Origin of the sequence: Enterobacter sp. MGH 33 (assembly GCF_000534535.1) — a bacterium.
GTDB classification, from domain to species: Bacteria; Pseudomonadota; Gammaproteobacteria; order Enterobacterales; family Enterobacteriaceae; genus Enterobacter; species Enterobacter hormaechei_C.
Map to the genome: position 1 here is coordinate 1,592,580 of NZ_KI973212.1, position 20,791 is coordinate 1,613,370.

The 20,791-nt window shown below is 56.7% G+C and carries 19 protein-coding genes and 1 pseudogene; 10 read left to right on the top strand and 10 right to left on the bottom strand.

The annotated features are described in order from the left end of the window. Positions 1-31 precede the first annotated feature (31 nt). The gene (locus L379_RS16375; RefSeq protein ID WP_015571156.1) at positions 32-1,270 is read left to right on the top strand and encodes a zinc-dependent alcohol dehydrogenase; all 1,239 of its coding nucleotides are present in this window, start codon (positions 32-34) and stop codon (positions 1,268-1,270) included. Positions 1,271-1,280: 10 nt separating this feature from the next. On the opposite strand, the gene yldA is transcribed toward L379_RS16375, so the two are convergent. Together yldA and rnk are read right to left on the bottom strand one after the other, a co-directional pair. Then, positions 1,281-1,370 (bottom strand): small membrane protein YldA, encoded by a 90-nt coding sequence (gene yldA, locus L379_RS26400; protein WP_015571155.1) that lies wholly within the window; start codon positions 1,368-1,370, stop codon positions 1,281-1,283. Between the two features lie 137 nt (positions 1,371-1,507). After that, the gene (gene rnk, locus L379_RS16370) at positions 1,508-1,918 is read right to left on the bottom strand and encodes a nucleoside diphosphate kinase regulator (protein WP_006809650.1); all 411 of its coding nucleotides are present in this window, start codon (positions 1,916-1,918) and stop codon (positions 1,508-1,510) included. 262 nt (positions 1,919-2,180) lie between these two features. Here rnk and L379_RS16365 point away from each other — a divergent pair, with 262 nt between their 5' ends. Together L379_RS16365 and L379_RS16360 are read left to right on the top strand one after the other, a co-directional pair. Further along, a complete protein-coding gene (locus L379_RS16365; RefSeq protein WP_003858756.1) occupies positions 2,181-2,801 on the top strand; it encodes a flavin reductase family protein in 621 nt (206 codons plus the stop codon). 1 nt (position 2,802) lies between these two features. Next, positions 2,803-3,657: a helix-turn-helix domain-containing protein gene (locus L379_RS16360; RefSeq protein WP_032647671.1), complete on the top strand. Its 855-nt coding sequence runs from the start codon at positions 2,803-2,805 to the stop codon at positions 3,655-3,657. Positions 3,658-3,660: 3 nt separating this feature from the next. Here L379_RS16360 and ptsP read toward each other — a convergent pair whose 3' ends face one another. From ptsP to dcuC, 7 genes are all read right to left on the bottom strand, one after another. After that, entirely contained in the window at positions 3,661-6,156 is a 2,496-nt protein-coding gene (gene ptsP, locus L379_RS16355) for a phosphoenolpyruvate--protein phosphotransferase (protein ID WP_032652947.1), read from the bottom strand. Positions 6,157-6,178: 22 nt separating this feature from the next. Beyond that, positions 6,179-7,219 (bottom strand): aminopeptidase, encoded by a 1,041-nt coding sequence (gene ypdE, locus L379_RS16350; RefSeq protein WP_032652949.1) that lies wholly within the window; start codon positions 7,217-7,219, stop codon positions 6,179-6,181. Further along, entirely contained in the window at positions 7,192-8,304 is a 1,113-nt protein-coding gene (gene ypdF / locus L379_RS16345) for an aminopeptidase (RefSeq protein WP_032652951.1), read from the bottom strand. Before ypdF ends, ypdE begins: the two co-directional genes overlap by 28 nt. An 11-nt stretch (positions 8,305-8,315) precedes the next feature. Beyond that, positions 8,316-9,566 carry a PTS fructose transporter subunit IIC gene (locus tag L379_RS16340; RefSeq protein WP_017382484.1) on the bottom strand — a complete coding sequence of 417 codons (1,251 nt, stop codon included), beginning with the start codon at positions 9,564-9,566 and terminating at the stop codon, positions 8,316-8,318. Positions 9,567-9,593: 27 nt separating this feature from the next. Beyond that, on the bottom strand, positions 9,594-9,917 hold the full coding sequence (locus tag L379_RS16335; RefSeq protein ID WP_017382483.1) for a PTS fructose transporter subunit IIB: 324 nt from the start codon (positions 9,915-9,917) through the stop codon (positions 9,594-9,596). Between the two features lie 173 nt (positions 9,918-10,090). Further along, the gene (gene rna / locus L379_RS16330; RefSeq protein WP_003858741.1) at positions 10,091-10,900 is read right to left on the bottom strand and encodes a ribonuclease I; all 810 of its coding nucleotides are present in this window, start codon (positions 10,898-10,900) and stop codon (positions 10,091-10,093) included. A gap of 94 nt (positions 10,901-10,994) precedes the next feature. Further along, positions 10,995-12,362 (bottom strand): anaerobic C4-dicarboxylate transporter DcuC, encoded by a 1,368-nt coding sequence (gene dcuC, locus L379_RS16325; RefSeq protein ID WP_017382481.1) that lies wholly within the window; start codon positions 12,360-12,362, stop codon positions 10,995-10,997. Positions 12,363-12,702: 340 nt separating this feature from the next. Here dcuC and L379_RS16320 point away from each other — a divergent pair, with 340 nt between their 5' ends. The 7 genes and pseudogenes from L379_RS16320 (at position 12,703) to cspE (ending at position 20,166) form a co-directional block, all read left to right on the top strand. Further along, a complete protein-coding gene (locus L379_RS16320) occupies positions 12,703-13,104 on the top strand; it encodes a hypothetical protein (protein WP_032652952.1) in 402 nt (133 codons plus the stop codon). A 54-nt stretch (positions 13,105-13,158) separates the two neighbouring features. Continuing rightward, entirely contained in the window at positions 13,159-13,452 is a 294-nt protein-coding gene (locus tag L379_RS16315) for a copper-binding protein (protein WP_032652954.1), read from the top strand. An 11-nt stretch (positions 13,453-13,463) separates the two neighbouring features. Continuing rightward, positions 13,464-14,720, top strand: a pseudogene (locus L379_RS16310) (TolC family protein). Continuing rightward, a complete protein-coding gene (locus L379_RS16305; RefSeq protein WP_032652956.1) occupies positions 14,717-15,916 on the top strand; it encodes an efflux RND transporter periplasmic adaptor subunit in 1,200 nt (399 codons plus the stop codon). The pseudogene L379_RS16310 and the gene L379_RS16305 overlap by 4 nt, the downstream one beginning before the upstream one ends. Further along, complete coding sequence (locus L379_RS16300) at positions 15,913-19,029, top strand: efflux RND transporter permease subunit (protein ID WP_032652958.1); 3,117 nt, start codon at positions 15,913-15,915, stop codon at positions 19,027-19,029. Before L379_RS16305 ends, L379_RS16300 begins: the two co-directional genes overlap by 4 nt. 161 nt (positions 19,030-19,190) lie before the next feature. After that, positions 19,191-19,766: a lipid IV(A) palmitoyltransferase PagP gene (gene pagP, locus L379_RS16295; RefSeq protein WP_017382475.1), complete on the top strand. Its 576-nt coding sequence runs from the start codon at positions 19,191-19,193 to the stop codon at positions 19,764-19,766. Between the two features lie 190 nt (positions 19,767-19,956). Then, positions 19,957-20,166: a transcription antiterminator/RNA stability regulator CspE gene (gene cspE / locus L379_RS16290; protein WP_002439184.1), complete on the top strand. Its 210-nt coding sequence runs from the start codon at positions 19,957-19,959 to the stop codon at positions 20,164-20,166. A 219-nt stretch (positions 20,167-20,385) separates the two neighbouring features. Here cspE and crcB read toward each other — a convergent pair whose 3' ends face one another. Then, the gene (crcB, locus tag L379_RS16285) at positions 20,386-20,769 is read right to left on the bottom strand and encodes a fluoride efflux transporter CrcB (protein WP_017382474.1); all 384 of its coding nucleotides are present in this window, start codon (positions 20,767-20,769) and stop codon (positions 20,386-20,388) included. Between the last annotated feature and the right edge of the window lie 22 nt (positions 20,770-20,791).

Here is a 20,791-nt window from a genome sequence, read left to right on the forward strand (position 1 = left end):
ATAAGCTTACCCACACCCTTTCGGAGGTTGCATGAAAGCTCTCACCTATCACGGTCCACATCATGTTCGGGTCGATAATGTCCCCGATCCGGGCATCGAACAGCCTGACGATATCATCCTGCGCGTAACGGCCACGGCGATCTGTGGTTCTGATTTGCATCTTTATCGCGGAAAAATTCCCAAGGTCCAGCACGGCGATATCTTTGGTCATGAATTTATGGGCGAGGTGGTGGAGTGCGGGAGCGAAGTGAAAAACGTGCAGAAAGGTGACCGGGTGGTGATCCCGTTTGTGATTGCCTGCGGTGACTGCTTCTTTTGCCAGATGCAACAGTACGCGGCCTGCGAAAACACGAACCGCGGGCAGGGCGCGGCGCTGAACAAAAAGCAAATTCCCGCCCCTGCCGCGCTGTTTGGCTACAGCCATCTTTACGGCGGCGTGCCGGGCGGACAGGCGGAGTATGTGCGCGTCCCGAAAGGCAACGTGGGGCCGTTTAAAGTGCCCCAGCTGCTGTCTGACGACAAAGCGCTTTTCCTGTCAGATATTCTGCCTACCGCCTGGCAGGCGGCAAAAAATGCGCAGATCCAGAAAGGCTCCAGCGTCGCCGTATTCGGGGCCGGGCCGGTGGGGTTACTGACCATTGCCTGCGCGCGGCTTCTCGGCGCAGAGCAGATTTTCGTGGTTGACCATCATCCCTATCGACTGCGGTTTGCCCAGGAGCGCTACGGCGCGATCCCGATTAACTTTGATGACGATAACGACGCGGCGGAGAAAATCATTGAGCAAACGGCCGGACAGCGAGGGGTGGATGCGGTGATTGATGCCGTCGGGTTTGAGGCCAAAGGCAGCACCACGGAAACGATCCTCAGTAACCTGAAAATTGAAGGCAGCAGCGGCAAAGCCCTGCGCCAGTGCATTGCTGCGGTGCGGCGCGGCGGCGTGGTCAGCGTGCCGGGCGTGTACGCCGGTTTTATTCACGGCTTCCTGTTTGGCGATGCCTTCGATAAAGGGCTGAGCTTTAAGATGGGGCAGACCCACGTCCATGCCTGGCTGGGAGAGCTGCTGCCGCTCATCGAAAAAGGGCTGCTTACCCCAGAAGATATTGTGACCCACTATCTTCCGCTGGCTGATGCGGAACGCGCCTATAAGATCTTCGAAAAACGGGAGGAGGAGTGCCGCAAGGTGATCCTGGTGCCTGGCGCAGACACCCCGGAGGCAGCGCAGCAGAAAGTGAAGGGACTGGTGAATGCCTTCCCCGGCGGCGTTGTGTGAGGTTCCTCACTCACCAGTGGCGCTCAAGATACAGCACCGCCACGACGAGGATCGCCAGGATGATGAGAAAAACCAGTGTGATAACAAGTATCTCACCCATGACCGTCCCCACGGCACTACAACAGACTAAGCGTGGATTAAGCGGTTTTTGTCCGGTATAGCACAATAGGGTGAATTTGCGGAAAGAGGATGCGGGTGCATCCTCTGTGCAAAGCGGGGTCGCTTGTTCAGAAGGGATTAACGCAGGTAATCGCCAGCGGCTTCGGGCTGGTAGAGCAGCTCAAGCACTTCCAGGTGAGCTGAGGCGCCGCCCGGGAGTTCCCAGTGGATGGTATCGCCCGTGCGCAGTCCAAGCAGCGCTGCGCCCACGGGTGCCAGCACCGACAGTTGCGTGCTGCTGTCGGTCATCTGCGCCGGATAGACCAGCGTACGGGTGAGCTCCTCTCCGGTGGTCAGGTTGCGGAACTTCACCTGGCTGTTCATGGTGACCACATCATGCGGCATGGTCTCAGGCGTACACATCTGCGCCCGGTCGAGCTCTTCGTTCAGCGCATCGGCTACCGGCAGCGAGGCGAATTCTGGTTTCTCCAACAGTCGGTCAATACGTTCTGCGTCGAGTTCATTGATGATAATCGTAGGTCTGGACATTTTTACTCCATGTCGTTAATGCTGCGTGTAACGCAGAAACCAATCCAAAAGAAAACCCTCGCCGTCTGGCAGCGAGGGTTTAACTTATCTGATGATACTGTCTGAAACCGTAAGTTTGAAGTGATGAAGGTCACAATCATGCGCCATATGAATTTTTGGCAATAAACCCGGCGTCCCGATTCACGCTGAACGGAAATTTCGTTACGCTGGAAAGACTGAACCCGGGCAATGCGCGTTGCAGCCCCAGCGTAGAGAGAGCGATATGTACTTTTACCAACCATCTCAGGGGCACGGCCTGCCGCACGACCCGCTGAACGCCATTATCGGTCCACGTCCGATTGGCTGGATCTCATCCTGTGATAAGGCCGGTCAACTGAACCTTGCCCCGTACAGCTTCTTTAACTGCTTTAACTATCGCCCACCGATCATTGGTTTTTCCAGCAACGGCTGGAAGGATAGCGTGCGGAATATTACCGAAACGGGGGAGTTTGTCTGGAACCTCGCAACGCGCGATCTGGCCGAGGCGATGAATGAAACCTCCGCCACGCTCCCTCATGGCGAGGATGAATTTACCTTTGCCGGCCTGACGCCCGTAGCCAGCCAGCTTGTGAGCTCGCCGCGCGTGGCGGAAAGCCCGGTGAATTTCGAGTGTCGATTGTCACAGTGCATTCAGCTTACCGGCGCGGATGGGACACCGATTGATACCTGGCTGGTGCTCGGCGAAGTCGTGGGCGTCCATATCGCCGAGAGTTTGCTGGAAGAGGGGATTTACCAGACCGCGAAAGCGCAGCCCATTCTGCGTGCGGGTGGACCGACGGCCTACTACGCCATCAGTGACAGCCATCGCTTCGATCTGGTACGCCCGGATGCGCGCAGGGGGTGATATGCACGCAACCCTGTTGCCCGCCGATCAGCAGTTTTTTGCCGATCTGTTGAGCGGCCTGGTGCTCAACCCACAGCAGCTGGGGCGAGTCTGGTTTGCTCAACGTGGCGCGTCTGACGCTGTCGGAAGCGTGAGCCGCGACTGGCCACGGCTTGATGTCGTTCTTCGCGGGGAATATGGCAACAGACTGGTTACCGGGCACCAGACCCTCTGCCAGGGGGAAATGCTGTTTCTTCCCGCCCAGGCCGCCAGCGTCCCGGTGTTTGAACGACCGGTCATGCTGCTGAGCATTCTTTTTGCGCCGTCGTGGCTGGGGCTGGTGTTTCATGATACCCGTCATGGGCGCTCCGTGCCTGCGCAGCGACACGTTGAGCTTCCTCATCCTGAACGAGGCGAATGTGCTGCGATGCTGATGGCCCTGACGCACCTGAGCGCTTCCCCGCAGGATCAGGCCATTATTCAACCGCTGGTGCTGAGCCTGCTGCATTGGTGCCGGAAAGTGGTGTCGTCGCTGCCTGAACCGGGACTGTCGCGCGGGGATTTCCTCTATCAGAGCATTTGTAACTGGGTGCAGGAAAACTATGCTGAATCCCTGTCGCGGGACAGCGTCGCCGCGCTTTTTAATATTTCGGCTAACCATCTGTCACGCCTGTTCTCCCAACAGGGGACGATGAGTTTTGTGGATTACGTTCGTTGGGTGCGTATGGCGAAGGCGAGAACCATCCTGCAAAAATACCACCTGCCGGTGGGGGAAGTGGCGAAGCGCTGCGGCTATGCCGATAGCGACTATTTTAGCCGTCTGTTCCGGCGCCAGTTTGGCCTGACGCCGGGGGAGTATCGCGCACGCTTTCAGTGACAGTCAGAACGTGATTTCAGCGTTCAGCAGATCCAGGATACTTTGCGGCGTCGTTGCTGCAAACAGCGACTCGCGAAACGTTTTATTGACCAGCTTCCGCGCCAGCTGGGAAAAGACCTTCACGTGATTAATCCCTTCCTGAGCGCCGAGCGTCAGCATGATCACCAGCTCGACGTCGCCCAAATCCGACTCCCAGTCAATCGCCTTGTCCAGGCGTGCAATGCTGATGCTGGAGTGGCGTATCCATTGCGATTTGGTGTGAGGGATCGCCACGCCAAACCCGACGGCGGTGGTGACAATCTCTTCGCGCTGCCAGAGATCTTCTTCAAGCTCCAGCGGGTTTTCGGTCCTGCCATGAATCGCAAGATTTCCGCATAAGAACTGAAGCACCTGCTCTTTTGAGGTCAGCGGCTCATTGACCACGATAGTCTCCAGCGCCAGCAATGGACGCGGCGGCGTTTCCGGTGTGAAATCCGCCAGCAGGGCTTCAATCTCCTCTGCGCTGCGGCTGTCGCAGGCCTTTTCCGCCAGCGCCCGGCAGGTTGCCATGTCCAGCTGACGCAGCTGGGTTTTTACCGCAGGGATGCGCGGCCCGCTCATGCTGAACTCATCTAAGCCCAGACCAAGCAGAAGAGGGAGGTAGCGCTGCTCTCCGCCAAGTTCCCCGCAAATGCCGACCCATTTCCCGTGACGATGCGCTGCGGTGACGATCTGGCGAACCATGCGTAAAAAAGACGGTGTGATGGGGTTATACAGCCCCGAAACGCGCGGGTTGTTGCGATCGACAGCGTAGAGATACTGAGTCATATCGTTCGAGCCGATACTGAAGAAATCCACCTCTTCGCAGAAGTGATCGATGATAAAGCAGACTGAAGGCACTTCAACCATGATCCCCAGCGGCAGGTGTGCGGTGTGACGTAACCCCTGTGAGGCCAGGGCGTCACGAACGTTTTGCAGCTCCTGTTTGATCCATAAAATCTGATCGAGACTGTGCACCATCGGGATCATCAACAGCGCATTGCCGCTGGCGCCTGCGCGTAAGATCGCGCGCAGCTGGGTGCGGAAGAGATCGGCAAATTCGGGATAAATACGAACGGCGCGATAGCCGAGGAACGGGTTTTCTTCCTGGGGAATGTTCAGGTAAGGGATCTGCTTATCGCCGCCGATGTCCATTGTGCGAAAGATGACCGGCTTGCCCTGCGCGGAGAGCAGCACCTGCTGATAGGCTTCGAATTGCTCCTGCTCGTCCGGCGCGGAGTCTCTGTCCATATACAGCATTTCAGTGCGAAACAGCCCGATACCCTGCGCGCCGCAGGTAAACGCCCCGGGCGCTTCCAGCGCGCTGCCGATGTTGGCGGCAATCTCTACCGGTACGTTGTCGCGGGTGAGTGCTGGAAGACCCGCATCTTTGATCTGCTGCTGGTGGCGTCGGTCGGCAAGGCGCTGCGCCACGCTATAGTAATCATTCACCGCGTCGTTGGGTTCAACGACCAGCACGCTACAGATGCCGTCCAGAATGACCTCTTTTCCCATCAACGGCGCCAGCGAGGCGACCGTTAAACCACTCAGCACAGGCACGGAGGCCGCGCGTGCCAGTATCAGCGTATGCGACGTCCTGCCTGTTTTTTCAAGCACCATGCCTTTCAGGTACTGCGTGTCGAGGCTGAGAAACTGGCTGGGCGTCAGATCTTCCGCCACCAGAATAGTGGGGGCGCTGAGGGTGAATGCGGAGGTTTGCTGCAACTCCGGCCAGGTAATGGTAAGAAGCTGCTCGCTGATGTCGCGAATATCGCTGACGCGTTCACGCAGGTAGTCGCTGGCGGAGAGCGACAGCTTGTCGCAGATCAGCTCCATATTACGAATGATCGCCTCCGCAAGGCTTAGCCGCTCCTCGGCGATCAGTCGGCGTATGGTGCCGCCAAACTCCTCATCCTGGATCAGCGAAAGATGCGCGCTGAGAATGGTTTTACTCTCGCCGTCCAGCCCGCGCAGGCGGTGGTTGAGCTGTTCAGCCAGCGTCGCCAGGCTGTGTTCCAGGCGGGTAATATCTTCCGGCGAGGCGGGGATCTGACAATAACGTTTGAGGTTATCGCTCTGCCAGCCTCGCAGAGTGCCAGCCCCGATGCCACTGGCGAGCGTAATGCCGTGCTGAAGATGGGGAGCAAGCCTTACAAGCGAGCGGGGCAGGGGATGCGCAACGTGCGGCGCGTCGCCGGAGGGAATACTGTCGCTGTCGATAAACGCGCCGGTGAGATACGCCTCCAGCACGCGTCGGGCCTGCTCCTCGTCGCTGCCATTAATTTCCAGCACGCAGCTGTCATTAAACAGTGTACCGGTACTGATCAGCGCCAGCGAGCTTTTGGCATCCGCGTGAGTGTTAAGCCGTCTGTTGATAAAGCGGATGTCGCTGCGCCATGCGCTGCACTGCTCTTTTAACGCCCAGGCCGGACGCGCATGCAGGCCGTTGGGCAGTGGGCAGAAAAATTCAATTGAAAGCATACTTCCTCCTGACCGCGTGAGATCAGCATCTGAAGTCCGTCAGATGATCCACGGTCTCACGGTTCATGCATGCCACAAGCGCGACAAGCAGTTGTTGGGTGTGATGAATGTCTTTTTCGTCGGCAATGGATGCCGCGCAGTGCCCGTGTCGGGTCGGGGGACCAAGCACAAGAGTCGGCACGCCAGTGCCGGAGAGATGGATCGCCCCGCCGTCCGTTCCGCCGTTGCTGAACATGTCTTTTTGCAGCGGGATCCCTTGCGAGCGCGCGATCGTCTCAGCCAGCGCAATCAGTTTGGCTGGGGCGATGAGCGTTTTGTCGTACAGCACCAGCATCGGGCCCGCACCGATCTGGCGATGGTTGGCGCTGCCATAATCGAAATTTTTTGACCAGCAGGCGGTATCCAGCACCAGCGCGATATCAGGATGAATGGCGCGCGTGGCGGTCTGGCCGCCGCGCAGGCCGACCTCTTCACTTGAGCTGGCCACCAGCCAAAGCTCGCAGTCGAGCGGCGTCTGGTGCAGCTCGCGCAGCAGCGCGATCAGCAGGTAACAGCCGAGACGATCGTCGAAGGCTTTACCCATCACCCGATTGTGGGGAAGGGTCTGAAAGGGTGTATCGAACGTCACGCGGTCGCCTGCGTCGATACCGGCGGCGAACACCTCCTCCGCCGACGTCGCGCCAATGTCGACACGTAAATTGTCAACGTTTTCTCCTTTCAGATCTCCATCCAGCAGGCCCGGTATTTTTTCCCCGTTACGCGTGGTGATGCGCACCGGCTGAAGGGTACGGGCCATCATGCGCACGTTGCCGATGGGCAGGACATCAATGGCCCCTTCGCGCGAGACGCTACGCACCATAAAACCGACTTCATCCATATGGGCGCAGACCATCACCTTCGGGCCCCGGCTCTGGTTGACGCGGATAAGCACGGAACCCAGCCCATCAAACTGAACCTCTTTATGGTATTTTTGCGCCTCACTGAGCAGGATGTCGCGCACCTCTTGCTCTGAGGCCGCAATGGCGTCTGCTTCGCTCAGGGCGCGCAGTAAATCTCTGTCCACTCTTGTTCTCCCGTCAGCAATAGCCGTTTGTCGAGGGTATAAAGCACCTCGGCGCCCGTTTCCGTCACCAGCACCACATCTTCAATTCGTACCCCGCCCTGGTGTTCAAGGTAGATCCCCGGCTCAACGGTCAGCACCATGCCGGGCTGCAACGGGGTGCGGTCGGTAGGGGAAAAACGTGGATTTTCATGGACATCAATACCAATGGCATGGCCGGTGTTATGCCCGAACTGCGGGCCGTAACCTGCACGTTCAATCACGGAACGTGCGGCGCTATCGATCTGATGACAGGAAACGCCGGGGCGGATGGCATCAATGGCCGCCTGTTGTGCCGCCAGAACGATCTGGTACACCGCATAGAGAGGGTGCTCCTCCGGCGGCGTGTTTTGCCCGGCGACAAGAAAGGTCCTTGTCATATCCGAGCAATACCCCTGGTGTCGGGCGCCGAAATCAAGGGTGATCATCTCGCCAGGCATAATCACTTTGTCAGAGGCTTTGCCGTGGGGCAGCGCACCGCGCGGCCCGCTGGCGACAATGGTGTCGAAAGAGGGCTTGTCCGCACCCTCCTGCTTCATAAACCACTCCAGCTCGGCAGCGACTTCACGCTCGCGCATACCGGGCTGAATGAAACGCCGGATGTGCTGTGCGGCGCGGTCGGCAATGCCGCATGCTGCACGGATACGGTCGATTTCGTCAGCGCTTTTTATCTGCCGCAGCGCGTCGAGCGAGGTGCTGCAAAGGGTGGTATTCAGCGTATCGCGCCACAGCACGCCTGTTTGCCAGCTCACGTATTCACCCTCAAAGCCAAGACGGGTAAGATCTTCCTTCGCAATAATCTGATTCACCGCCTGCGCAAACGGGTTCTCCGTGTTAAGGAGGTGCATCTCATAGCCCGCCGCTCGTGAAGCGATATCGCTGTAGTAACGGAAATCCACCAGGATATGTGCCGCGGTTTGTGTCACCAGCACATATCCCGAACCGGTTGAAATGCCCAGGTGCGGCTGTTTATTCTGGCGCGAAGAGATGAGCACGCCGTCCAGTTTTTCCGCAGCCAGCCAGGCACGAAGCCTTCTCAGTAATTCCATGGTTCACCCCGTTACAGCGTGTCGATAGCGAGTTTTCCGCGCTTGTGCAGACTGTTACGAATAATCACGACTAACAGCGCGGTGATCGCCGCCCCGACCACAATACTGAGCATGTACGCCCCCAGATTGGTGACCAGCGGCCACGCCCAGATCGCCGATTCAGGGAACCACTGCACGGCACCGAGCGCGGTGGCGGTCATCGCACCCGCGATCGCACCCGCCATATACGCCGGCAGCGTCGCAAGCGGATTTTCCAGCAGGAACGGGATGGCCCCTTCACTGATGCCCATAAAGGCGAGGAACATGGCCGTTTTGCCTTGCGGATAAAGCTGCGGACTAAACAGGCGTTTGCCGGTCAGACGATGGTCAATCAGCGTGGCCAGCCCCAGACCAATGGGCGGAATAACAATCGCCACGGCGCGGGAGGTGATGGGCAGGACATGATCGGTTGTCAGCCCCAGGCCAACAAATCCCGCCGCTTTGTTAATGGGGCCGCCAAGATCGATCGCCGTGGCCGCCGCCATCCCGATGGCGTACATCATGGAGCCCGCCTGACCCGCCGCCAGCAGTACGGTCCGCATACCTGCATTCAGCCAGCCGCCAATCGGCGTGATGATGTAATACATCGCCAGCATCACAAACAGCGCCGAGAGGATTGGGATCAGAAAGGTGCTTTTAAAGGCCAGCAGATACTGCGGTACGTTAATACGGCTATTCAGCCATTTGACCAGATAGCCTGCGGCTATGGCGATAATCAGCGCGCCAATAAACGTGGAGGGCACGGGTTTGGTGGCAAGCCAGGTCAGTTTTTCCGCATCAAAGTTCAGCACCAGCGTCGGCTGCGTGGCGACAAGGCCACCGATAAACCCGGCCGGGAAGGCCAGCTTTCCGCCGATAGAGTTGGCGACAAAGGCGGCAAACATCGGGATGGCGAAGCTGAACAGCAGCCCGCCGAACGATTCGGTCAGATAGCCAAATTTCAATACCGAGAGATTGAAACCGGTGAATTTGCCTGAGTTAAGCGCGTCGAGAATACCGGTGTCAGGCGGGATCTCCAGCCAGACGTAGGCGATGAGCTGTGAAATGGCGAGGATAACCCCGCCCATGATAAGCGTTGGCACCATGCGGGATATCCCCGACATAATGTGCTGTGGAAGCTCTTTCCAGAAAGACGCACCGGCGGCAACCGGTGCGGATTTGATGGCAAGTGTGTCACCCTCGTGACTGTCCGGGCGAACCGCGCTGCGTTTTTTAATAGCCATGACGAAAACCCCTGGGTGTGAGGATTATTATTGTTCTGCTGCAATCATCTCTTCGATCTCTTTCAGGGTGCCTGCCGCGTTTTTAATAGCGTCCTGAAGCGTAATCTCATACACGTCGCGCGTTTCGAAGCGCTCATTGTCTTCCGGGGTGATCGCGATGGCGTGGATAATAATGTCAGCGTCGGCAATATCCTGTGGGGTCAGGCGATTCTGGATCCCGTCCGCGCCCTGGGTTTCAATTTTTACCTCATAACCGGCTTCCGTCGCCGCGTCTTCCAGCGCCTGGGCTGCCATGAAGGTATGTGCCAGGCCCATCGGGCAGGCGCACAGTGCAATCAGTTTTTTAGCCATGTGAAATTCCTCCTGTAGATAACGCCATGATTATGGCGGGGAGGTTTCAGTGATGTTTACCGGATTAATAATGCTTTTGCTGGAAAAATGATGCGTGTGAGCGGAAGTGTGAGGTTAATCGTCATATCACGGAAATCAATGAAAAACCGGGCAAAAAGGTGCCCGGCGCAGCATCAGTAACCGGCTTTATCAATGACAAACTGTTTGCCGCAGTTGCCCGGATGCGGCTGTGGCGCAAAGGAGCCGGCAGAGAGCGGGTTGTTGATGGTGCTGGCGTTCAGCGAGATCTGCATCTCGGTCAGATAAGCCGGATTGCCGTGGCAGGTAAGCTTGAACGCTTTTACGCTCTGTTTCCCCCAGCTTTTGGCCACGGCTGCATCGAAGTCGCTGCGGCGGACGGTTTTGCCATAATTTTCCGCCAGAAATTTTCCTGCCGCGCTGTGCTTCACTTCCTGGTTCATGCGCACCATGGTGCCGAAGTAAGCGTCGGGATCAAAACCAAAGCAGACGCCGTGTTTCGCGTATTCATAACGTTCAAGGCAGGAGTTGCCGCCCGCGCCGGGCATCACGCTGTTCAGCTTCGCCGCGCCGGTTAGCGATAGTCCGGTCTCTGCGGCGTCACATTTGCGGCTGGCTTTTGCTTCCGGCATATTCGGAACCGGACGAGTGGCACAGCCGAAGCGCATCCAGCGGCGTTCATCCACTCCGCGAGCGGCAATAGATTTCGGCAGCGCGGGCCATAAGCCGTGGACGGTCAGAAAATCGGTTTTGTTGCTGCTCTCTTTTTGCAGGCGACACTCTTCCGGTTCGTCACGGTTACGTTCGACCATGCTCTGGCAAAATCCGGTTTGCCAGGAAAGGGCCAGAACGTAGCGATCGAAATCGCCGTACTGGGTTGGCTTAAGCGGATCTGCCTGAATTGAGAAGACACAGAGTGCAAGCGCTACTGCGCCAGACGGGATAACGATATCCTTCCTGAACATTTGCTTTCCTGATTGGTTGGGCGCGATTAATTTCTGGGGGTTATTAAAGCACAAAAAGCGCCCGCAGGCGCTTTTTGGAAATCAGGAATTTCGCTTAGGCAGCGCCGGGAACCAGTACTTCGGTGGCGATAATAACGATAATCAGGCCAACCAGCACTGGCACTGACGTGCGTTTTACCACTTCAAACGGAGAGATTTTCGCCATCCCCGCAACCGCAACCACCACGCCCGATACCGGAGAAATGGTACGGCCCAGGTTGGAGGCCTGAAGCATCGGAATGGACAGGTAAGCCGGGTTGATGCCGGAGGAGTGCGCCAGCTTAGGGATCATCTCAACAAAGGCGTAGAACGGCGCGTTACCGGAGCCGGTCGTCATCGCCGCCAGCATGGTCAGCACCACCAGCACCAGCATCAGGATAATACTGGCCGAGCCGAACGAGGTGGCGATAGAGATCAGGCTCTGAATAAAGCCGATGGTGCTCAGCCCCTGGGCAAACACCCCCGCGGCAACCAACAGCATTACCACGCCCGCGAAGGCATCCGCCATACCGCGGAAGGCAACTTCCAGACCCGTGAACACTTTCTGGGTATTAAAACCACGAACGAACTCCAGGATGGCCGCCAGCAGCATACAGATCACCAGGATAGTGATGATGTGCAGCTGCGGGCCCCATTTGCCGTCGAAAATAAGCACGCCAATAATCGGCGTGAAGGGCAGGATGGAATAAAACGCCGGGGCGGTAGTGGTGATTTCGCTGACGTCCATCATTTCGTGGCTGACGTTCTCTTTCTTATCGAGATAGCGCTGCCAGAAGAAATGCGCCACGCCCATGCCGAGAATAGCGGTGATGGAGATCGGTAGTGTGGTTTTGAAGGCGAAGTCAATCAACGACATTTCCGCGGCTTTTGCGGCCAGCACTACGTCACCGGAAGTAGGGGAGAGAATAATCGCCGCCGGAGAGGCGCAAATAGCCGCCGCTGCGCCACGGCTGATCCCGACGTTAACCATTACCGGGAATAACGTTGCCATTAACAGCACGCCAAGGCCCGTTGCTGAGGAAACGGCTAATGACATCAGACAGGCCAGGAAATAGGCCGCGACCATCAGCAGATAGGGGGAATTAATATATTGCAGCGGCTTAGAAGCCAGCTTTACCACCATATCATTCGCGCCGATATGGGTCATATAGGCAGCAAATCCGCAGAGCATCATGATCATCATGCCCAGATCGCCGCCGCGGCTCATCAGCAGAATTTTTATATATTCCACAATATCGGTAGCGGTATATCCGGTGCTGGCTTCGCTGGCGGGTAAAACCTGATGACCCATTAGCGCGCTAATGATCAGCAGCGTCAGGCCGCCGACAAATAGCACGCCGGTGGCTGAGTAACCTTTAATGATGTAGCGTGCTACACCAACAATGACCACGACTCCAATGAGGAGTTCGAGAAAAGTAAGCATGATTTCCCCTGTATCCTTGCTGCCCGAGAGACAAATAATCAATAAAAAAGAAGCTGAAATGTGCCGAATAAATGTCCAGTCCTTGCTGATTAAAATCAAGAAAGAGACTACTAAAGGCACTGATGACGATATTTTCGCTAACCCTGCGTCATTTATATTAAGACGTTATTGACCTGATGAATAGATATTATATGTCATTAAAATGATGGTAAAGTGTTAAGGTTTTGAGTATTACTTGCCGACAATCGATTTAAAACGTAAATCTCTTTAAAACCACTTCTCTTTCATTCTTTTGCCTGCTTATACTCGGTTCACTTTTACCCTATCCGACGATCTGAATATGCACGCCAGCTGGACATATCGCCTGCGCTTTATCAAAAAACATCTGCTGATGTTTTTGCTGGCGTTTGGCTGGCTGTTGATCCAGAGTCAGGTTGCCGTCGCCTCCCATCAATGTTCAATGGATTTGCGCGGTGAGGTGGCCACCATCCAGCATATGGACATGATGGCGCAACCGGGGCCGCATTATGCTGCCGGTGCTTCACCGCTGTGTGAAAAGCATTGTGTGCCGGATCAGGTACAAAAAGATCCTGCCCAGCCGCATCTGGTGGCGCTGCCTGCCGCCATGACTCTGACCTTAACGACCCCAGAGTGCTCGTCTGCAAGCCATTCTGCGTGGTCCGTTACCCCCCCTGCTGTGGGGCCGCCGGCAACGATCCGCTACTGCCGGTTTCGGGAGTAAAAACCTGTTAATTCGTTGATTTTATTTACTTAACGTTTAACAGGAGTTTTTTTCATGCGTACTATATTCCTTTCCGCGCTGGTTGGCGCGTCCGTCTCTTTCGCTTCTTATACCGTTCAGGCAAACCAGACCTGGCAGGGCCGCGGCGTGGTTCAGTCGATCTCTGACGGCGCCGTCATGCTCCGGCACGAGGCCATACCGGAACTAAAATGGCCAGCAATGACCATGCCGTTTACTTTATCTGCCGACGCCACGCTGAATGACGCCAAACCGGGGGATGAAGTGACCTTCACGCTTGAGCGTGCGGGTGACGGTTTCCAGATTATCTCGCTGACGCCAGCACGCTAAGCGAGGTCACCATGAAACAACACACACTGAGCCTGTGGCTCGGTGGGGTGTTGTTCGGCCTGTTAACCTCCGCCGCGCAGGCGGAGCCGTGGACGCTCGAACACACCCTCACCGAAGCCCAGCGCTACTCAGCAGAACTCTCCGCCAGCCGTAACGAAGCGCAGGCGCTGGATGCGATGGCGGATTCCGCCACGCAATTACCTGACCCAAAACTGAAATTCGGTATCGAAAACGTGCCGGTACAGGGCAGCAACGATCGGCGGCTGACGCGCGAAGGGATGACCATGCAGAAGGTTGGCATCATGCAAAGCTACGTCAGCTCAGAGAAGCGGGAACGTAAAGCGCAGACCTTTCAGGCGCAGGCGCGAAGCGTGCTGGCAAAATCCGAGGCCGTCCGCGCCGCGCTTCAGCGTGATACCGCCCAGGCCTGGCTGGATCTGGCGCTGGCCCAGCAGGCGCTGAACACGGCCAGAACGCTGGTCCGCGAAACGGAACGCCAGCGGGGCGTGCAGAAGGCGAGCGTCGGGGCGGGAAGCGCCACGCCGGACAGCGTACTGGCCCTGCAAATGATCCTCAGCGCCATGCGCGACAAAGAGACGCTGGCGCAGCGGGATGTGCAGCTGGCGCAAAGCCGTCTGCTGGAGCTTACGGGGCACGCGATTACGGCGGTTCGCGGTCCGCTGCCGCGCTATCAGCGTCTTCCTGCCGATGAAAAAACGTTGCAGGAGGGGATCGTCAGGCACCCGGAAGTGGAGGCCGCACGACGTGAAGCCGAGACCGCGAAAGCGCGTTCAGCGCAATCTGCCGTGGCGGCGATACCCGATGTGGATGTGGAGGTCTATTACGCCCACCGCGCCGAAGGCTATGACGATATGGCTGGCGTGATGTTCAGCGTGGATCTGCCTTTGTTCCAGTCAAAACGTCAGGACAAGGATTACGCCGCCGATGTTTCCCGCTCAATGCAGGCGGTGGATCAACTGACGCTGCTCAAACGTGAACACATTGCCCAGGTGCAAACGCTGGTGGCGCAGTATCAGGCTGCGCAAACGGTGTGGCAGCGACAGCGGGACGAGGTACTACCGTTGCAGCGTCAACGGCTGGCGGTACTGACGGCGCAATATCGCTCTGGACAGTCGGCGCTTCCGGCCCTGCTGGAGGCGCGTCGTGGCGTACTGGATACAGAACTGGCGGTGAACTAGGCGGAGCGCGAAATGGCGCGAACCTGGGCTGCCGTGAACTGGCTGATCCCGCAGGAGCTGGCGCAATGAAAAAAACAACGTTAATGGCGATTGCCATCGCGATATCTGCCGCTGGCGGCTATTTTGTCGGAAAGAAGCAGACGCATCAGCCGGCTGCGGCTGCACAACCCTCTGAACGTAAGGTGCTTTACTGGTACGACCCTATGGTGCCCGGTCAGCGCTTCGATAAGCCGGGTAAATCCCCCTTTATGGATATGGATCTGGTCCCGCGCTACGCCGATGAAGCACAGGCGGCGTCGGGCGTGGCCATCAGCAGTCAACAGCAGCAAAACCTGGGGATGAAAACCGCCAACGTTGAGATGCGCCAGCTGGTTTCGCCGTTCTCGGCCTTTGCCACGGTTGCAACGGATGAACGTAACGTCTCGGTGGTGTCAGCCCCGGCCAATGGCGTGGTGTCAAAATTGTTTGTTAATGCGCCACAGCAGCAGGTGAAAGCCGGAGAGGCGCTGGCGCAACTGTGGATCCCGCAATGGACCACCGCCCAGCAGGAGTACCTCGCGGTTCGTCAGCTTGGCGATGCCGCATTGACCCGCGCCGCACGCGAGCGGCTGGCGTTGCAGTTTATGCCGGAAGAGGTCATTCGTTTGCTGGAGCGTAGCGGTAAGCCGCAGACCACGCTCACCCTGCGCGCTGACCGGGCGGGCTATGTGGTGAAGCTGGACGTGCGGGAAGGGGCGCAAATCACCGCAACGGCGCCGCTGTTTGAGATCGCCAGCCTCGATCCGGTCTGGCTGGTGGTCGACTACCCGCAAACGCAGGCGCAGTCTCTGGCAGTGGGCAGCAACGTGGTAGCAACGTCAGAAAGCTGGCCGGGGGAGCAATTCCACGGCACGGTCAGCGAATTGCTGCCGCAGATGGAGACGACCACGCGAACCCTGAAAGCCCGTATCGTGCTGGAAAATACCGCACATAAGCTGAAGCCAGGCATGTACCTCTCCGTCAGGCGTGCGGAAGAGATGAAAGGCCCGCCGGTGCTGGCGGTGCCGGAAGAGGCGGTGATTAACAGCGGAGAGTCTGCGCGTCTGCTGCTGGCCACCGGGGACGGTTATTTCCAGCCTGTGACGGTGACAACCGGCCTGACGGCGCAGGGCTGGACGGCGATCCTGTCCGGGGTCAAAGAGGGCGATAAGGTGGTGACGTCCGGGCAATTCCTCATTGATTCCGAAGCCAGCCTGCGTAGCGTGATGCCGGAGGTGACGCCATGATTGCCGCTGTGATTCGCGCCTCGTTGCGTAACCGCCTGCTGGTGATCCTGGCCGCGCTGATGATGGCCGGCTGGGGCTGGTGGGCGGTGCAGCGCGCGCCGCTGGACGCGTTGCCCGATCTGTCTGATGTGCAGGTCATTATCAAAGCGAGTTACCCCGGAAAAGCGCCGCAGGTGATTGAAGATCAGGTGACCTGGCCCCTGACAACCTCCATGTTGTCTGTGCCGGGAGCTAAAACCGTGCGTGGTTTTTCAATGTTTGGTGACGCTTATGTGTATGTGCTGTTTGAGGATGGCACCGATCTCTACTGGGCGCGATCCCGGGTGCTGGAATATTTAAGCCAGGTACAGGCGCAGTTTCCGCCAGGCGTGAAGGTGTCGCTGGGGCCAGATGCGACGGGCGTGGGCTGGATCTACGAATATGCGCTGATCGACCGTAGTGGAAAACACAGCCTGGCAGATCTGCGGGCCCTTCAGGACTGGACGCTTAAGTTCGAGCTTAAGACGGTACCGAATGTATCTGAAGTGGCAAGCATTGGCGGAATGGTGCGTCAGTATCAGATCGTGGCGGACCCGGCGAAGATGCGCGCGCGGAATATTACCCACAGCCAGCTATCCGGCGCGGTGCAGGCCGCCAATAAAGAGAGCGGCGGCGCCCTGCTGGAGATGGGCGAAGCGGAGTATATGGTGCGGACAACGGGCTATTTGCGCTCGCTGGAGGATTTTCGCAATGTGGTGATCGCCACCCGCGATGGCGTACCTGTCCTGCTGAAAGATGTCGCCACCATTGGCATTGGCCCGGAGATCCGCCGGGGCGTGGCGGAGCTTAACGGTGAAGGGGAGGTCGCTGGCGGCGTGATCGTGATGCGCTACGGGCAGAATGCGCTGGAAACGCTTCGTGCGGTAAAAGCGAAACTGAGCGAGCTGCAAAAAACGCTGCCGCAGGGCGTCGAGATTGTTCCGGTCTACGATCGTTCCACGCTGATTGAGGACTCGGTCAAAACGCTGACGCACAAGCTGCTCGAAGAGTTTGCCGTGGTGGTACTGGTGTGCGCGCTGTTCCTTTTCCACCTGCGCTCCGCGCTGGTGGCGATGGTCTCTCTGCCGCTGGGGATCCTCGGTGCTTTTGTGGTGATGCACTATCAGGGCATTAACGCGAATATGATGTCGCTCGGCGGGATCGCCATTGCCATAGGGGCGATGGTGGATGCGGCAATTGTGATGATTGAAAACATGCACAAGGTGCTGGAGCAGTGGCGGCATGATAATCCGGGCAAGGAGCCCGCGCCGGGGGAATACTGGCGTCTGGCGGAAAAGGCGGCGGTTGAAGTGGGACCGGCGCTGTTTTGCAGCCTGTTAATCATCACGCTGTCATTTATACCGGTTTTTTCGCTGGAAGCGCAGGAGGGGCGAATGTTCTCGCCGCTGGCGTTCACCAAAACCTGGTCGATGGCCGTGGCCGCCGGGCTTGGGATCACCCTGGTGCCGGTGCTAATGGGCTTTTTCATTCGCGGGAAAATCCCGGATGAGAAGGCAAACCCGATCAACCGCCTCCTGATCCGCCTGTATGAACCGCTGCTGGACAAGGTACTGACCTTCCCGAAAATGACGCTGGCACTGGCATGTCTGCTGCTGATCGCCACGCTCTGGCCGCTGAGCCGCCTGGGAAGCGAATTTATGCCGCCGCTGGATGAAGGGGATTTACTCTATATGCCCTCCACGCTGCCGGGGATCTCTGCTCGCGAGGCATCGCGGCTGCTTCAGCAGACGGACCGCTTGATCAAAAGCGTACCGGAGGTCGCGAGCGTGTTTGGCAAAGCCGGTCGCGCGGAGTCGGCAACCGATCCCGCGCCATTAACCATGCTGGAAACAACCATTCACTTTAAGCCCCGCGAGCAGTGGCGGCCAGGAATGACGCCGCAAAAGCTGGTGGAGGAGCTTGATAAAACCGTGTCGCTGCCGGGTATTGCCAATGTGTGGGTGCCGCCTGTCCGTAACCGCCTGGACATGCTGGCAACCGGGATCAAAAGCCCTGTCGGCATTAAGGTGAACGGCAATAATATTGCCGACATTGAGCGCGTGGCCCGGCAGATTGAGCAGGTGGTGAAGGATGTTCCTGGCGTCTCCTCTGCGCTGGCGGAGCGTCTGGAAGGCGGGCGCTACGTGGATATACGTATCGACCGGCAAAAAGCCGCGCGCTACGGCGTTTCCGTCGATGAACTGCAAAGCCTGGTCTCCACGCTGGTCGGAGGTGATAACATTGGCGAGGTGATCCAGGGACGCGAGCGGTATCCCATCAACCTGCGTTATCCCCGCGATTTGCGTGATAACGTCGACACGTTGCGGGTGTTGCCGGTAGTGACCGCCAGCGGTAGCCAGGTGGCACTGGGGGAATTGGCCGATATCGTCGTGACGGAAGGCCCACCGATGCTAAAAAGTGAAAACGCGCGCCTTTCCAGCTGGATCTACGTGGACTTGCGCGGGCGCGATCTGAAGTCCGCCGTGGATGAAATGCAAAAACGGGTGGAGGAGAAGGTGGTATTGCCGCAGGGCGTGTCTCTCTCCTGGTCCGGGCAGTTTGAATATCTGGAACGGGCGACCGCGACGCTCAAAATAGTTTTACCTGTCACGCTGATGATTATATTCGTCCTTTTATGGTTAACCTTCAGGCGGATATCAAATGTCCTGATAATAATGGGGACATTGCCGTTCGCGCTTATTGGGGGCGTGTGGTTACTGTGGCTGCTTGAATATAATTTGTCAGTGGCGGGGGCCGTTGGCTTTATCGCCCTTTCCGGAGTGGCGGCAGAATTCGGCGTAATTATGGTTCTTTATTTGAATCATGCGCTCGATAAATATCACAGGCTGGAGCCAGAAGGGGGAAATACGGTGCTGATGCGGGCGATCCACGAAGGTGCCGTGCTGCGCGTGCGTCCGAAGGTGATGACGGTCGCCACTATTATGGCAGGACTGCTGCCCATCATGTGGGGGAGTGGGAGTGGCTCGGAGGTGATGCAACGTATTGCCGCGCCGATGATTGGTGGCATGGTAACGGCACCGTTATTGTCGATGTTAGTTATTCCCGCACTCTACAAATTGTTACATCAACGTTAAATATGTCAACTGCATGTGCTTATTGAGGCATGCAGTTTATGTATCCTCAGATTATTCCCAGGAACGGGATGGTAATTAGGAATAACACCCATGCTGTTAAGCGTTCATTCAAGTATTCTGTGTTAAGGTCTGCACCGAATACTAAATATGGTAATGGCATTGTGATTGTACGAATTAAATTTCCCCTGATTTTATTGTTTATTATTGGGCAGTTATCGTTTGCGTCTGCGGTTAATGCAGACAGCAATACAGCGGATAAAGGCTGGTTCACCACCTTCACGGATAACGTCGCGCAAACATGGAATGAACCTGAGCATTACGATCTCTATATTCCGGCCATTACGTGGCATGCACGTTTTGCCTACGATAAAGAAAAAACTGACCGTTATAACGAGCGTCCGTGGGGGGCCGGCTTCGGTCAGTCTCGCTGGGATGAAAAAGGTAACTGGCATGGCCTGTACCTGATGGCGTTTAAGGACTCCTACAATAAATGGGAGCCTATTGGTGGCTACGGCTGGGAAAAAACCTGGCGCCCGTTATCAGACGACAACTTCCGTCTGGGGCTGGGCTATACGGCAGGGTTCACGGCGCGTGATAACTGGAAATACATTCCTGTTCCGGTACTGCTGCCGCTTGCCTCCATCGGCTATGGTCCGGCAACGTTTCAGATGACCTACATACCGGGTACCTATAACAACGGTAACGTTTACTTTGCCTGGATGCGGTTTCAGTTTTAACTGAATTTTTCTGCTAAATCGGCCAAAAAACGCACAGGCATTGAAATGTAAAGGATAAAAATCGAACAGCGAAAATTAACGCGACTTTTGTCACTTTTTATCAAAGATCCGCTGGACAAAACGCCTCACAATTGTTGTACTGATACCCGACACAGCATTTGTGTCGTTTTTTAATGTAAAGGTAATTTTGATGTCTAAGATTAAAGGTAACGTTAAGTGGTTTAATGAGTCCAAAGGATTCGGTTTCATTACTCCTGAAGATGGCAGCAAAGACGTGTTCGTACACTTCTCTGCAATCCAGTCTAATGGTTTCAAAACTCTGGCTGAAGGTCAGCGCGTAGAGTTCGAAATCACTAACGGTGCCAAAGGCCCTTCTGCTGCTAACGTAATCGCTCTGTAATTCAGACGCGTCAGCAAGAATTTCAAAACCCGCTCAATGAGCGGGTTTTTTTCGTTCTGAATCAACCAATAAGATAGATCTTCAGGAAGCTGGCGACGATCGCGACGCTTAGCAATACCATACCCACGCCTGACAGAGTTTCTTTCATGCTATCACCCTCGTTCAATATTGAGCCAAGAGTGACAGAGAAAAATTAAGCCAACATTAAGGTTGCCGCGCTTAATGTCCGCTGGCGGAGGAAAATAACCAGAATGCGATCGCAGTCATCGCAAACGAGCCAAGCATGTTAACGGCAATGTTGGTCAGCGCCCAGCCCATCCGGCCTTCCTGAAACAGAAATACTACCTCCGCAGAGAAGGTAGAAAACGTTGTTAAGCCGCCGCAGAAACCAGTTGTAATCAGAACCTTCCACATAGGGTCGATGTTGGTCATGCGATTAAACCAGGCCAGCCCCATCCCAATAATAAACGCCCCGATCAGATTTGCCGCCAGTGTCCCCATCGGAATGGCCTGATGCAGGGGGTTAAACCGCATGCTTAAGAGCCACCGCGCAACGCTACCCGTGCCTCCACCAATAAAAACGGCTATAAGTAGTTGTAACACTGTCAATACCTGCTATTTGCTG

Excerpts from the sequence above, each read along its gene's own strand:
- rna (WP_003858741.1), bottom strand. The coding sequence starts at position 10,900 with ATGTTCAGGAAGGATATCGTTATCCCGTCTGGCGCAGTAGCGCTTGCA.
- L379_RS16305 (WP_032652956.1), top strand. The coding sequence starts at position 14,717 with ATGAAAAAAACAACGTTAATGGCGATTGCCATCGCGATATCTGCCGCT.
- L379_RS16300 (WP_032652958.1), top strand. The coding sequence starts at position 15,913 with ATGATTGCCGCTGTGATTCGCGCCTCGTTGCGTAACCGCCTGCTGGTG.
- L379_RS16365 (WP_003858756.1), top strand. The coding sequence starts at position 2,181 with ATGTACTTTTACCAACCATCTCAGGGGCACGGCCTGCCGCACGACCCG.
- L379_RS16335 (WP_017382483.1), bottom strand. The coding sequence starts at position 9,917 with ATGGCTAAAAAACTGATTGCACTGTGCGCCTGCCCGATGGGCCTGGCA.
- dcuC (WP_017382481.1), bottom strand. The coding sequence starts at position 12,362 with ATGCTTACTTTTCTCGAACTCCTCATTGGAGTCGTGGTCATTGTTGGT.
- L379_RS16320 (WP_032652952.1), top strand. The coding sequence starts at position 12,703 with ATGCACGCCAGCTGGACATATCGCCTGCGCTTTATCAAAAAACATCTG.
- yldA (WP_015571155.1), bottom strand. The coding sequence starts at position 1,370 with ATGGGTGAGATACTTGTTATCACACTGGTTTTTCTCATCATCCTGGCG.
- L379_RS16340 (WP_017382484.1), bottom strand. The coding sequence starts at position 9,566 with ATGGCTATTAAAAAACGCAGCGCGGTTCGCCCGGACAGTCACGAGGGT.
- rnk (WP_006809650.1), bottom strand. The coding sequence starts at position 1,918 with ATGTCCAGACCTACGATTATCATCAATGAACTCGACGCAGAACGTATT.
- L379_RS16375 (WP_015571156.1), top strand. The coding sequence starts at position 32 with ATGAAAGCTCTCACCTATCACGGTCCACATCATGTTCGGGTCGATAAT.
- ptsP (WP_032652947.1), bottom strand. The coding sequence starts at position 6,156 with ATGCTTTCAATTGAATTTTTCTGCCCACTGCCCAACGGCCTGCATGCG.
- cspE (WP_002439184.1), top strand. The coding sequence starts at position 19,957 with ATGTCTAAGATTAAAGGTAACGTTAAGTGGTTTAATGAGTCCAAAGGA.
- L379_RS16360 (WP_032647671.1), top strand. The coding sequence starts at position 2,803 with ATGCACGCAACCCTGTTGCCCGCCGATCAGCAGTTTTTTGCCGATCTG.
- ypdF (WP_032652951.1), bottom strand. The coding sequence starts at position 8,304 with ATGGAATTACTGAGAAGGCTTCGTGCCTGGCTGGCTGCGGAAAAACTG.
- L379_RS16315 (WP_032652954.1), top strand. The coding sequence starts at position 13,159 with ATGCGTACTATATTCCTTTCCGCGCTGGTTGGCGCGTCCGTCTCTTTC.